This is a genomic window from Streptomyces sp. NRRL S-1813 (assembly GCF_000719605.1).
GTDB lineage: Bacteria > Actinomycetota > Actinomycetes > Streptomycetales > Streptomycetaceae > Streptomyces > Streptomyces decoyicus.
In genome coordinates, this window is sequence record NZ_JOHB01000064.1 from 1 (window position 1) to 13,373 (window position 13,373).

9 protein-coding genes are annotated in these 13,373 nt (G+C 71.1%); 2 read left to right on the top strand and 7 right to left on the bottom strand.

Annotation, left to right across the window (positions count from 1 at the left end; translation table 11 throughout):
• Positions 1-711: 711 nt before the first annotated feature.
• The 3 genes from IF67_RS0137915 to IF67_RS0137925 all read right to left on the bottom strand — a co-directional run bounded on the left by IF67_RS0137915 (position 712) and on the right by IF67_RS0137925 (position 6,675).
• Positions 712-2,040, bottom strand: a complete 1,329-nt coding sequence (locus tag IF67_RS0137915) for a class I SAM-dependent RNA methyltransferase (protein WP_030993529.1) — start codon at positions 2,038-2,040, stop codon at positions 712-714.
• Positions 2,041-2,313: 273 nt separating this feature from the next.
• A complete protein-coding gene (locus tag IF67_RS0137920; RefSeq protein WP_030993530.1) occupies positions 2,314-4,365 on the bottom strand; it encodes an APC family permease in 2,052 nt (683 codons plus the stop codon).
• A gap of 351 nt (positions 4,366-4,716) precedes the next feature.
• The gene (locus tag IF67_RS0137925; protein WP_037840399.1) at positions 4,717-6,675 is read right to left on the bottom strand and encodes an NAD(P)-binding protein; all 1,959 of its coding nucleotides are present in this window, start codon (positions 6,673-6,675) and stop codon (positions 4,717-4,719) included.
• Positions 6,676-7,004: 329 nt separating this feature from the next.
• On the opposite strand from IF67_RS0137925, the gene IF67_RS0137930 reads away from it, so the two are divergent.
• Both IF67_RS0137930 and IF67_RS0137935 read left to right on the top strand, forming a co-directional pair.
• The gene (locus tag IF67_RS0137930; protein ID WP_018093582.1) at positions 7,005-7,673 is read left to right on the top strand and encodes a potassium channel family protein; all 669 of its coding nucleotides are present in this window, start codon (positions 7,005-7,007) and stop codon (positions 7,671-7,673) included.
• Complete coding sequence (locus IF67_RS0137935; protein WP_030993533.1) at positions 7,670-8,341, top strand: potassium channel family protein; 672 nt, start codon at positions 7,670-7,672, stop codon at positions 8,339-8,341. The genes IF67_RS0137930 and IF67_RS0137935 overlap by 4 nt, the downstream gene beginning before the upstream one ends.
• A gap of 151 nt (positions 8,342-8,492) precedes the next feature.
• Here IF67_RS0137935 and IF67_RS0137940 read toward each other — a convergent pair whose 3' ends face one another.
• The 4 genes from IF67_RS0137940 to IF67_RS0137955 form a co-directional block, all read right to left on the bottom strand.
• Positions 8,493-9,377, bottom strand: coding sequence for a DUF3159 domain-containing protein (locus tag IF67_RS0137940; RefSeq protein WP_030993535.1), 885 nt, complete (start codon positions 9,375-9,377; stop codon positions 8,493-8,495).
• A gap of 3 nt (positions 9,378-9,380) precedes the next feature.
• The gene (locus IF67_RS0137945) at positions 9,381-9,779 is read right to left on the bottom strand and encodes an OB-fold nucleic acid binding domain-containing protein (protein ID WP_030993538.1); all 399 of its coding nucleotides are present in this window, start codon (positions 9,777-9,779) and stop codon (positions 9,381-9,383) included.
• A gap of 117 nt (positions 9,780-9,896) precedes the next feature.
• On the bottom strand, positions 9,897-10,580 hold the full coding sequence (locus IF67_RS0137950) for a response regulator (protein ID WP_030993540.1): 684 nt from the start codon (positions 10,578-10,580) through the stop codon (positions 9,897-9,899).
• Between the two features lie 79 nt (positions 10,581-10,659).
• A complete protein-coding gene (locus IF67_RS0137955; RefSeq protein ID WP_030993541.1) occupies positions 10,660-13,212 on the bottom strand; it encodes a sensor histidine kinase in 2,553 nt (850 codons plus the stop codon).
• Between the last annotated feature and the right edge of the window lie 161 nt (positions 13,213-13,373).

Consider the following 13,373-nt stretch of genomic DNA (forward strand, 5'->3'; position numbering starts at 1 on the left):
CGGCATGCCGAAATTGTTCCCGGTGAGGGGCCGTGCAGTAGTGGGTGCCGCGAAGCGGCGGGATGGCTGCCCGGACCCTGTCGGCTCCGTGGCAACTCGAAGAATCTACACGATCCTGTGAGTGCGGCACGACTTGGGGGCACGTCCGCGGTGGTTCGAGCCATCCCGGACCGCTACGTCGCCTAGCCACCCGGTCACTGGGGCACCCACAAGGCAGGCGTGTTCCGAAGATCTGTCCCAGGTCAAGCACGCTCGTAACGGTAGGCCGCCTGCGAGAAGGACCGTGATGGACGCATGGAGCGTTGGTGCTGTCCTCGCCACTCCGCTGGAGGCTTCGCCGCTGTCCAGGAGGTGCGCCGAGCGCCGCCGTCGCGGCGGCGGCCCAACAGCGTCTCGACGATCTCGGCGGCCACCGCGGAAGAGCTGGAGCAGACAGACGAGGGCACCGCCTGAGACGCCACAAGAGCCGTCCCTCATAGAACCAGAGGGCGCCCCAGCCCCTGCACCACACCTCCCCTACCGGAGATGCCAGCGCCTGGTGCCTGGCACCGGAGTGCCAGGCACCAGGCGCCGAGGGTTGCTCCGTGCACCCGACCGACCGCGGAATACGCCGCACCACGGCTTGCGGCATGCTCACCACGGGAGCGACTGTTGGCGGCGCTCTGCCGCGTCGCCCATGCCGCGCATAGCGCGCACAGGGAAAGCCGCAGGTCAGGCTCCCTTAGTTGCCTTCTCCAGCACCACAACGCACTCCACGTGGTGGGTCATGGGAAACAGATCGAACGCCCGCATCCGTCGCGGCCGGTAGCCCGCCTCGCTGAAGTACTTGAGGTCGCGGGCCAGAGCGGCCGGGTCGCAGGCGACGTAGGCGATGCGGCGGGGGGTGAGGGAGGCGAGGTGGGTGACGGTCTTCTTGCCGGCGCCGGCGCGGGGTGGGTCGAGGACGACGAGGTCGACGTCGGTGATGCCGGTGCGGGGCAGGATCTGGTCGACTTTGCCGTGTTCGATGCGTACGCGGTCGAGGTCCTGGAGGTTGTGGCGGGCGTCCTCGACGGCGCGCTTGCCGGATTCGATGCCGAGGACCGCGCCCTTGTCGCCGACGCGTTCGGCGAGGGCGCCGGCGAAGAGGCCGACGCCGCAGTACAGGTCGAGGGCCATATCGCCCTTCTTGGGCATCAGGCCCTGCATGACAGCCTCGACGAGGAGGTCGGCGGCCTTCGGGTGGACCTGCCAGAAGCCGCCGTTGCCGACCCGCCAGGTGCGGCCGGCGGCGCGTTCGCGGACGAAGGGGCGGCCGTGGACGCGGTGGACCTGCTCGTCCTTCTCTCCGATGCGCAGGACGGAGACGGGCTTGTCGAGTTCGACGATCGGGAGGCGGCCGCCGGGCTTGGGGGTGAGGATGACCTGGCGGTCGTGGGAGCCGGTGGCGGCGATTGCCTCGACGGTGGCGATCTGGGGCCACTCGCGCTTCTCGATGCCCAGTTCGGAGACCTCCGGGGCGGCGATCATGCAGTGGGTGACCGGCTCGACGTCGTGCGAGCGGTGCTTGCGCAGGCCCGCGTGGCCGTCGGCGTCGACGGCGTACTGGACGCGGGTGCGCCAGGCCGGTACCTCGCCCTTGGCGACCTTGTCACCGGGGGCGGGCTCGACCGTGCCGTCCCAGTGGGCGTCGTCCGGCGACAGCCCGGCCAGCCGCTCCAGCTGTTCGGCGATGACCGAGGCCTTCAGGCGGCGCTGGGCGCCGGGCGCGGCATGCTGCCAGTCGCAGCCGCCGCACTTGCCGGGGCCGGAGAACGGGCAGGGGGCCTCGACCCGGTCCTTGGAGGGGGTGTCGATCGAGACGGCGTCCGCGCGCAGGAAGCGGGCGCCCTCCTCACCGTCGGTGACCCGGGCCGTGACGCGCTCGCCGGGCAGGGCGTGCCGTACGAAGAGCACCTGGCCCTCGTCGGTGCGGGCGATGCAGTGGCCGCCGTGTGCGACCGGGCCGACCTCGACCTCGTACTCCTCGCCGACCAGCGATTTCTTCGGTTCTGCCTGCATGGCGGGAGGGCTCCTGAGGTGGGTGGTGCCGGGGCGGTACGGCGGGATGCCGACCGTCAAGTCTACGTCCCACCGTGTCATGCCCCGGCCCTGTGATTCGCCCAGGTGTGCCCGTAGGGGGCACTGCCCCTTGCCCGTCGCGTCCTGCCGGGCAGTCGCGCCCTTGCGGGCTTGTGGCCCGCGCCTCTCGGGGCTTGTGCTGCCCATGCCCCTCAGGGCTTGTACTGCCCGCACCCCTTGCCCGTCGCGTCCTGCCCGGCAGTCGCACCCCGCCTACTTCTTCGTGGCCGCCTTTTCCTTCTTCGGCTGGGCGACCGGTCCGCGGCGGACCGCACCCGGGGCGTTCCACTCCGCGCGCTTGCGGGCGCGCAGCTTGGCGGCCTCGGAGGAGTCCAGCTGCCAGGGCACGGAGGTGACCATGACGCCGGGGGTGAACAGCAGCCGGCCTTTCAGGCGCAGGGCGCTCTGGTTGTGGAGGAGGTGTTCGTACCAGTGGCCGACGACGTACTCCGGGATGTAGACGGAGACGGCGGCACGCGGGCTCTCCCGGCGCAGCGACTTGACGTAGTCGATGATCGGCCGGGTGATCTCGCGGTACGGGGAGGCCAGGACCTTCAGCGGCACCTCGATGCCGCGGCGCTCCCACTCCTCCCGCAGGGCCTTGGTGTCGGCCTGGTCCACGTCCACGCTGACCGCTTCGAGGGTGTCGGAGCGCATCAGCTTGGCGTAGTTCAGGGCCCGCAGGGTGGGCTTGTGCACCTTGGAGACCAGGACGAGGGAGTGCACCCGGGAGGGGCGGACCACGTCGTCGTCGGGGGTGTCCTCGGCGGCGATCTCGTCGGCGACCCGGTCGTAGTGGCGGCGGATCGCGGACATCGTCACGAAGAAGATGACCATGCCGAGGAGCGCCACCCAGGCGCCGTGGGTGAACTTCGTCAGCAGGACGACGACCAGGACCAGGCCGGTGAAGAAGGCGCCGAAGGCGTTGATGGCGCGGGAGCGGTGCATCCGGCGGCGCTTGGCCGGGTCCTGCTCGGTGAGCAGGTGGCGGTTCCAGTGACGGACCATGCCGATCTGGCTGAGCGTGAAGGAGACGAAGACGCCGACGATGTAGAGCTGGATGAGGCGGGTGGAGTCCGCGCCGTAGAGGTAGACGAGGATCGCGGCCGCGCCGGCCAGCAGGACGATGCCGTTGGAGAACGCCAGGCGGTCGCCGCGGGTGTGCAGCTGACGCGGCAGATAGCGGTCCTGGGCGAGGATCGAGCCGAGCAGCGGGAAGCCGTTGTAGGCGGTGTTGGCGGCCAGGAACAGCACCAGCGCGGTGGCGGCGGCGAGCACGATGAAGAGGAACGAGCCGTTGCCGAAGACCGCAGAGGCGACCTGCGAGATGACCGGGTCCTGGGTGTAGCCGGCGCCGAGCGGCTTGCCGTTCTCGAACAGGTCCTTGGCGGGGGTCTCCGCCATCCTGACGTGGGTGGCCATGGCCAGGCCGATGATGCCGCAGAACATGGTGACGGCCAGGCCGCCCATGAGGGCCAGGGTGGTCGCGGCGTTCTTGGACTTCGGCTTGCGGAAGGCCGGGACGCCGTTGGAGATCGCCTCGACGCCGGTGAGCGCGGCACAGCCGGAGGAGAAGGCCCGCAGCAGCAGGAAGACCAGGGCGAAGCCGGCCAGGCCGCCCTGCTCGGCGTGGATGGTGAAGTCGGCGGTGGGGGCCTTCATCGTGTCGCCCAGGACGACGCCGCGGATCACACCCCAGATGATCATGATGAAGACGCCGGCCACGAAGACGTAGGTCGGGATCGCGAAGAGCTTGCCCGACTCCTTGACGCCGCGCAGGTTCATCAGCGTCAGCAGCACGATGATGGCGACCGCGCACAGGGTCTTGTGCTCGACGACGAACGGGATCGCGGAGCCCAGGTTCTCCACTCCGGAGGAGATGGAGACCGCGACGGTCAGTACATAGTCGACGAGCAGTGCGCTGGCGACGGTGAGGCCGGCCTTGGGACCGAGGTTGGTGTTGGCGACCTCGTAGTCACCACCGCCGCTCGGGTAGGCGTGCACGTTCTGCCGGTACGACGCGACGACGGTGAACATCAGCACCACGACCGCGACGGCGATCCAGGGGCTGAAGTGGTACGCAGACACACCCGCGACGGACAGGACGAGCAGCACCTCGCCCGGCGCATAGGCCACGGAGGAGAGCGGGTCGGAGGCGAAGACGGGGAGTGCGATGCGCTTGGAGAGCAGGGTCTCCCCGAGCTTGTCGCTGCGCAGTGCGCGCCCGATCAAGATCCGTTTGGGCACGTCGGTCAGTTTGGACACGCAGAGGATGCTAAGCCTTCGTCAAGGCCTAAGCCCACCCGCTACCGGAACGGGTGGCTTCGACGGGGAGTACGGCGGCGCGAGCGGGGCGCGTCCGACCTGCTGAGGGGGCCTCGCGCCCCCTCGCCTCCACAAGATCCGCACGTCGGGCACACGGCATGTCCCCGGCAACCCGTCCCCCGTGGGATTCGTCACGGAGATGACGCGAGCCGTCACGAGAATGACGAGGCCCGTCACGAATTGACGTCACCCGTCACGGGGCGCGAGGCGCGAGTCACAGTGAGGTGGCGTGACGGGTCATGGCCTGGTCATGTGGAAGGTCGTGGGACGTCGCTGCCGCAGTCACCGCAGTCACCCCTGCCGGGCCCCGGCGTCCGCGGGCCGGGGACGCCGGGCGTGCAGATCGCCCAGCCCCTGCCGGGTGGCGACCAGCAGCACCCGGTCCTGCGGCCGGAGGACGTAGCCGTCGCCGAGCTCGTGCACCAGATACGCCGGCTCGCGCTCGGCGTCCGGCGAGGCCGCGGCGGACGTACCGTCCGTCTCCGGGCCGTCGGGGGCGGACGTGTCGACCGCCAGCACCCGCAGCCGCCCCGGCCGGAGCACCTCGGCGACCGTACGGCCCTCCAGCGCCGTATGGCCGCGTACCTCGACGCGGGCGACCAGCAGGACCCGGCGCTCGACCGGGATTGCTCCGAGGATCTGCCGGCCCATCATCGCGCCGGCGAAAGCGGGCGCGGCCAGATACGTGACGCTCCGGCTGCGGGTCAGCGCCCGCGGATGGGCGGCGCGCAGGGTGCGGTAGACGGCCGTGGCGAACCGGTCGTCGAACAGCCGCAGGGTCACCCGCAGCCGCGGCTTGACCGAGCGGGCGTAGAGGGCGGCCTCCAGATTGGTGGTGTCCTCACTGGTCAGGGCGAGCAAAGTGGCCGCCCGCTCGATCATCGCGGCTTCCAGGACACCTTCTTGTGTGACATCGCCCAAGACGGTCGGCACCCGCAGCCGGCGGGCCAGCGCGATGCCCCGTGCGTCCGGGTCCCCCTCGATACACACCACGGGGATGCCCATCTCGTGCAGCCGCGCCAGTACCCGGGTGCCGACCTTGCCGAGGCCGAGCAGCACCACATGACCCGACAGACCGCGCGGCGGGCGGCGCAGCGCCGAGGCACTGCGGAAGGTGCCGAGCCCCTCGAACGCCGCCGCGACCAGCACCGGCAGCAGCAACAGCCCGGTCAGCCCGGACAGCAGTTGCAGCACCTTACGGGGCGTCGGATCGTGGATCGCCGGCTCGTTGATCGCAAAGAGGTCCAGCAGCGAGAGGTAGGCGGCGTGCACCGGATCCTCGCCGGTGGTCAGGGACCCGGCGACGGCGAGCGCCACCACCGCGCCGACGACCCCGGCCAGGGACCAGCGCAGCCGCCGGGAGAAGAGCGAGGCGAGCGGCGCGCCCCGGCCGCGCAGTCCGCGCGGGCGCACCGGCCGTCCCGTATAGGAGACGGTCTCCAGGACGACGGTGCCGCAGCCGACGGCTTCCGCGGCCGCGGCGTCGTCCGGCAGCAGCACGGGCCCCTCCTCGCCGGGAGCCGAACTCGGCGCCTCCGCCGGGTCGTTGGCGGAGGCGGACAGCAGCGCCAGGGTGCACAGCCCCGGACCGCCGGGCCGCTCCGGAGGCACCGGCGCACGCTCCACGGCGCGCAGCAGCAGCCCGTCCGCCTCGATGACCTTGCTGGTCCCGGCGACCGCGGTGGCCGCCAGCGCGGGGGCCACCGTGTCGGCGTCGGACAGCACGGTCGTGGACGCATCGACGGCCTCCGCGTCCCCGGCGTCCTCGGTGCCCAGCGCGGCGACCGCCGCGGCCTGATCGAGCAACTCCTCCAGATGCTGGCCGAGTTTGCGGTTGTAGAGCCGGATGACCAGCCGCAGCCGCGGGTTGAGCCGGCGGGCGCGCAGCGCGGCGTGGATATTGAGTTCATCGTCGTCATAGACCAGCGCCAGTGCGCCCGCCTCGACGATGCCCGCCTCGGTCAGCGCCGCGTCGTCCGGCTGCGCCGCCTCCAGGACCCGTACGGTCTCCTCCGGCGGCTCCGCACCGTCAGCGGCCGCCTCGGGCGGCAGCGGCGTCGTACGCGTCATCGCCGCCGACACCCGGCCCAGCAGCGCGCCGGCCCGTTCGAGGGCGCGGGCGGGCGGCGGAATACGGGGGCGGTGCCGCTCGCGGGCGGAGGGGACGACGAGCGTCACCCGTTCGCCGTAGACGTCCCGGAGTTCGGCGGCGAGCCGATGCGCCAGGGCATCATCGCCGCAGACCACCATGTGCGGGGTGCAGTAGCCCTGTTGGGGCTGGAGAGGCAGGTTGGGCACACCTCGTAGCCTGCCTTACGGGCGCCGGACGGCGCAGCACGGCGCGAGATGCCGTCGCGCGGACGGGGCGGATCCGCATCCGACCACGGCCCACCGCGCCCCGTACCAGGAGCGCCATTACGGCTACGGTTGTACCGGACCACGGTGCGCCCAGCGCCCCCGCTGACGCGCCCGGTCCTGTCGCGAGCCGTGGCTCCGTGTCGCCGGTACTGGGAGAAGAAAGTAGTGAGCAGGGTGTTTGTGCAGGTCAGCGCGCTAGTACAGGGCACGGGGTAATCAGCATGCACATCGTCATCATGGGGTGCGGGCGCGTGGGCTCCGCGCTTGCGCAGACCCTGGAGAGCCAGGGGCACACCATCGCCGTGGTGGACCAGGACCCGACGGCGTTCCGTCGCCTGGGGTCGTCCTTCGGCGGCCGCCGGGTGACCGGCGTCGGCTTCGACCAGGACACGCTGCGCGAGGCCGGTATCGAGGAGGCGGGCGCGTTCGCCGCCGTCTCCAGCGGTGACAACTCCAACATCATTGCCGCCCGGGTGGCCCGTGAGATGTTCGGTGTCGAGAATGTGGCGGCCCGTATCTACGACCCGCGCCGCGCCGAGGTCTACCAGCGTCTCGGCATCCCGACCGTCGCCACCGTCCGCTGGACGGCCGACCAGATGCTGCGCCGGCTGCTGCCGTCGGGCGCCGAACCCCTGTGGCGGGACCCCAGCGGCGGCGTCCAGCTCGCCGAGGTGCACACCGCCGCCTCCTGGGTCGGACACAAGATCAGCACCCTCCAGGAGGAGACCGGCGTCCGCGTCGCCTTCCTCACCCGGCTGGGCGAGGCGATGCTGCCGACCTCGCAGACGGTGCTCCAGGAAGGCGATCTGGTGCATGTGATGATGCGCACCGACGAGGTCGAGAAGGTCGAAGCGGCATTCGCCACGGGTCCTGAGGGGGCGCACGCATGAGGGTCGCGATTGCGGGCGCCGGCGCGGTGGGCCGTTCCATCGCCGGCGAGCTGCTGGAGAACGGGCACGAGATCCTGCTCATCGACAAGGCGCCGACCGCCATCTCGGTCGAGCGGGTGCCGCTGGCGGAGTGGCTGCTGGCCGACGCCTGCGAGATCACCTCGCTCGACGAGGCGGCGCTCCAGCGCTGCAACGTCGTCATCGCGGCGACCGGCGACGACAAGGTCAACCTCGTCGTCTCGCTGCTCGCCAAGACCGAGTACGGCGTGCCGCGGGTGGTCGCCCGGGTCAACAACCCGAAGAACGAGTGGCTGTTCAACGAGTCCTGGGGCGTCGATGTCGCGGTCTCCACGCCGCGTCTGATGTCGGCCCTGGTCGAAGAGGCGGTGAGCGTCGGCGACCTGGTACGGCTGCTGCGCTTCAGCCACGGTGACGCCAACCTCGTCGAGTTGACGCTGCCCCCGGAGGCCGCGCTGGCCGGCACCCGGGTCGGCGATGTCGAGTGGCCCGAGGACACCTCCCTGGTGACGATCATCCGCGGTACGCGGGTGCTCACGCCCAACAAGGAGGATGCGCTCGAGGCCGGCGACGAGCTGCTGTTCGTCGCGGCCCAGTCGCGCGAGGAGCAGCTGGAGGACCTGCTGTCGACGCGGCGCGAGGACGCGTAGCACCGTCCGGCGGTCCGCCGGGTACGCGGCGCACGGCGGCCGTCCGCCGCCGGTGCCGCACCACCCGGCCGGACCCGAAACGCCGGGGGCCCGGGAACCAAACGGTTCCCGGGCCCCCGGCGTTGGTGTGTGCGTGCCGTCCGCCGGTGTGTCAGCGCCGGTGACGGGCCCGCCGCGGCCGCTCGCCGGCGGCCTCCTCGGCGGCCTCGGCCGCCATGCCCTGGTAGAGGTCGTCGGCCACCCGGTCGAGCACCTCGCGCTCGCCGCGGCGCCGCTCCTCCGCCTCCTGCTCGGCCTTCTCCTTCGCCTCCATCTCCGCGAAGACGTCGATCGGCGGCGGGGCCTTCGCCAGGAAGACCCACGTGAGATAGACCGCGAGCAGGAACGGCGGGATCTTCAGCGCGATCAGCACCCAGCCGAGCTGGGTGGTGTCCGCCCACCAGTACAGCGGGAAGAGGATCGCGCACTTGGCGAAGAGGATCAGTCCCCAGGCCCAGCTGGCCTTGGCGTACGCCTTCTTGCGGCCCGGGTTGCGGGTGCGCCAGGAGAGGTTCTCCTTGAACACCGGTCCCAGGATCAGCCCGATCAGCGGGACACCCGCGAGCGTGGTGAGCATGTAGGCGAGGGCCAGCCCGAGGGTGTAGAGCATGCCCGGCAGGTAGAAGTCCTTGGCGTTGCCGGTCATCATCGCGAAGACCACGCCGAAGGCCACGCCGAAGACGCCGCTGAAGGCGTGCTTGACGGTGTCCCTGCGGATCAGGCGGACCGCCGCCAGCACCAGCGAGACGGCCAGTGCGGCGATCGCCGAGATGTGCAGGTCCTTGTTGAGCGTGAAAATCGTGACGAACAGCAGGCCGGGGACCACGGTCTCCACCATGCCGCGCACGCCGCCGAACGCCTCGAACAGCGCCGCCTCGGTCACCTGCCTGCCGTCGGCGGCTCCTTGGGCGCCCTCGCCGGGCGGAACGGGCGTGGGGTCTGCGGAGGCATCGGGGTCGGCATCCGCGTCAGTGGTCGGTCGGTCGTGAGACGTCACCGGCTACTCCTGTCCGAGCGGTCGGAGTTCGTACTTCGGATTGAAGAGCACCCGGCGTCCGTGGCTCAGGGAGACCCGGCCCGAGGCGATGAGCTTGCGGCCCGGCTCGATGCCGACGATGGAGCGGCGTCCGAGCCACACCACGTCGAGCGCCGCGGAGCCGTCGAACAGCTCCGCCTCGAGCGCGGGCACACCGGCACGGGGCCGCATCGTGACATGCCGCAGGGTGCCGGTGACCTTCACTATCTGCCGGTCGTCGCAGTCGCAGATACGGGTGCACCCCGCGTTCTGCGCATCCTGCTGTAGCTCGGCGGACTGCAACTCCTCCTCGGAGGAGGACAGCCTGTCGAGCAGCCGGCGGAAGCGACCGGCCGGCTTCTCGGAACGGGTCCCAGCACTCATAGCCCCAGCGTACCGGTGGCCGGGTCCCGGGATCACGGCCCGCACACGGACTTCGCACCCGCCTCACAAAGCCGCGCCCGGCCGCGGGGACCTGCGGGCCCGGCCGAAGCCGCCGCCTCACTGCTCGAAGCGGTACCCCATCCCCGGCTCCGTGATGAAGTGCTTCGGGTGCGAGGGATCGCTCTCCAGCTTGCGGCGGAGCTGGGCCATGTACACCCGCAGATAGTTGGTCTCCGTGCCGTACGAGGGCCCCCAGACCTCCTGGAGCAGCTGCTTCTGGCTGACGAGCCGGCCCGCGTTGCGGACCAGGACCTCCAGCAGATGCCACTCGGTGGGGGTAAGCCGGATGTCCCGGCCGCCACGGTTGACCTTCTTCGCGGCGAGATCGACGGAGAAACCTTCCGTCTCCACGATCACCTCGGCGTCGGCAGGACCGGTCGGCTCGGCCCTGCGCACCGCAGCCCGCAGCCGGGCCAGCAGCTCGTCCATGCCGAACGGCTTGGTGACGTAGTCGTCCGCGCCGGCGTCCAGCGCCTCCACCTTCTCGTCGGAGGTCTGCCGCGCGGAGAGCACCAGGATCGGCACCCGCGTCCAGCCCCGCAGCCCCTTGATCACCTCGACGCCGTCCATATCGGGCAGGCCTAGGTCGAGGACGATGACATCGGGATGGCGGGCGGCCGCGAGCTTGAGCGCGGTGGCCCCGTCGGGGGCGGCGTCGACCTCGTATTTACGCGCCTTCAGGTTGATCACGAGGGCGCGGACGATCTGCGGCTCGTCATCGACCACAAGCACCCGGTTCACTGGCGTTCTCCTCGTGGTGTCGTCTCCCGGCGGGACGGGCCCGCCGGGTGTGGGGGGAAAGTGGTCCGTGCGGCCCGGCTCATGTCGTGGCCTGGGCGGGAAGGTCGGGCGTGATCTGCGGGCCGCCAGGTACGGCCCGGAGGGTGAGAACCATCGTCATCCCGCCTCCGGGGGTGTCCTCCGCGGCGAGCGTGCCGCCCATCGCCTCCGCGAAACCGCGCGCCACGGCCAGCCCCAGGCCCACGCCGGCACCGCGCGGAGCGTCACCGTAGCGCTGGAAGGGCTCGAAGATCCGGTCCTTGGCGCTGTCCGGCACTCCCGGGCCGCGGTCGGCGATCCGCAGCTCCACCCGTTCGCCGAGCGCACTGGCCGAGACCAGCACCACCACGCCGTCCGGGCTGTACTTCACGGCGTTCTCGACGAGATTGGCCACCGCGCGCTCCAGCAGCCCCGGATCGACGGCGACGATCGGCAGCTCCTCGGGGATGTCGAGGGTGACGCTGTCCTCCGGTACACCGCCGAGCGCCATCGGCACCACCTCGTCCAGGTCGGTCTCGCGGATCAGCGGGGTGACCGTGCCGGTCTGGAGCCGGGACATGTCCAGAAGATTGCCGACCAGGTGATCCAGCCGGTCTGCGCCCGCCTCGATCCCGGCCAGCAGCTCCGCCTCGTCCTCCGGGGACCAGGCGACGTCGTCGGAGCGCAGGGAGGTGACGGAGGCCTTGATGCCCGCCAGCGGGGTCCGCAGGTCGTGGCTGACCGCGGCCAGCAGCGCCGTTCTGATGCGGTTGCCCTCGGCCAGTGTCCTGGCCCGCTCGGCCTCGCCCACCAGCCGCTGCCGGTCCAGTACGACGGCGGCCTGGGCGGCGAACGCGGCCAGCACCCGGCGGTCCTCCGCGGGCAGCACCCGGCCGGTCAGCGCCAGCGCCATGTGGTCGCCCACCGGCATGTCGACATCGGCGTCCTCGGGGCGCAGAAGCGGCGTGCCGTGGTCACTGCCGGCCCGGCCCGCGCAGGTCCACGGCTCGACGTCGCCGGCCCGCTCCAGCAGGGCCACCGTCGCCATGCCGAAGGTCTCCCGCACCCGCTCCAGCAGGGCGTCCAGGGTCGTCTCACCACGCAGCACACTGCCCGCGAGGAACGACAGGATCTCCGACTCGGCGCGCAGCCTGGCGGCCTGGTGGGTGCGGCGGGCGGCGAGGTCCACCACGGAAGCGACCGAGACGGCCACCGCGAAGAAGATCACGATCGCGACGATGTTCTTGGGGTCGCTCACCGTGAGGGTGTGGGTGGGCGGGGTGAAGTAGAAGTTCAGCAGCAGCGAGCCGGCCGCGGCCGACGCCAGCGCCGGCAGCTGCCCGCCGAGCAGCGCGGCCACCACGGTCAGGAAGAGGAAGAGCAGCACGTCGTTGGCGAGCCCGGGACCGTTCCCGATCCCGGTCAGCAGCAGCGAGAGCAGAACCGGGCCGACGACGCCGACGAGCCAGCCTGCGATGATCCGGGTCCGCCCCAGCCGCGCACCGCGCGCCACCGGCAGCCCCCGGCCCTTGGCGACCTCGTCATGGGTGACGATGTGCACGTCGAGATCGGGCCCGGATTCGCGGGCGACGGTCGCCCCCACACCCGGCCCGAAGATGTACTGCCAGGCCTTGCGGCGGCTCGACCCCAGCACGATCTGGGTGGCGTTCACCCCGCGCGCGAAGTCCAGCAGCGCGCTCGGTATGTCGTCCCCGATGACGTGATGGAACGTGCCCCCCAGATCCTCCACCAGCGTCCGCTGGACGGCGAGCTCCTTGGGCGAGGCCGAGGTCAGCCCGTCGCTGCGGGCGATGTAGACGGCGAGCACCTCGCTGCCCGAACCCTTGGCCGCCACCCGGGCCGCGCGGCGGATCAGCGTACGGCCCTCGGGCCCCCCGGTCAGTCCGACGACGATGCGCTCACGCGCCTGCCAGGTGGAGCGGATCGAATGCTCCGCCCGGTACTCCTGCAAATACTCGTCCACCCGGTCGGCGACCCACAGCAGTGCCAGCTCACGCAGCGCCGTGAGGTTGCCCGGCCGGAAGTAGTTGGACAAGGCGGCGTCCACCTTGTCGGACTGGTAGATGTTGCCGTGCGCCATACGACGGCGGATCGCCTGGGGAGACATGTCGACAAGCTCGATCTGGTCGGCCCTGCGGACGATCTCGTCCGGCACGGTCTCCCGCTGCCGCACGCCAGTTATGGACTCGACGACATCCCCGAGCGATTCCAGATGCTGGATGTTCACCGTCGAGATCACATGGATCCCGGCTTCCAGCAGCTCCTCGATGTCCTGCCAGCGCTTGCCGTTGCGCGAACCGGGGACGTTGGTGTGCGCCAGCTCGTCGACCAGCGCCACGGCCGGGGCGCGTTCCAGGACCGCGTCCACGTCCATTTCGGTGAAAACCGCGCCCCGATACTCCAGCTCGCGGCGCTGGATCTGCTCCAGCCCGTGCAGCATGACCTCGGTACGGGGCCTGCCGTGATGTTCGACGAACGCCACGACGGCGTCCGTGCCCCGCTCCACGCGCCGGTGCGCCTCGGACAGCATCGCGTACGTCTTGCCGACGCCCGGTGCCGCGCCGAGATATATCCGTAGCTTGCCGCGTGCCATGGCCCCATTGTCTTACGTGAAAGCCGCCCCCACCGGGCTGAACCTGCTGCGACCCTACCGACCGAACAAGGGGGCAAAAGGGGCATTCGACGACTTCGGGGCCGGTCTTGACGCGACTCTGATACGGGGGGTGGGAGGGGTGGCGGGCTGGGGGTCACGGG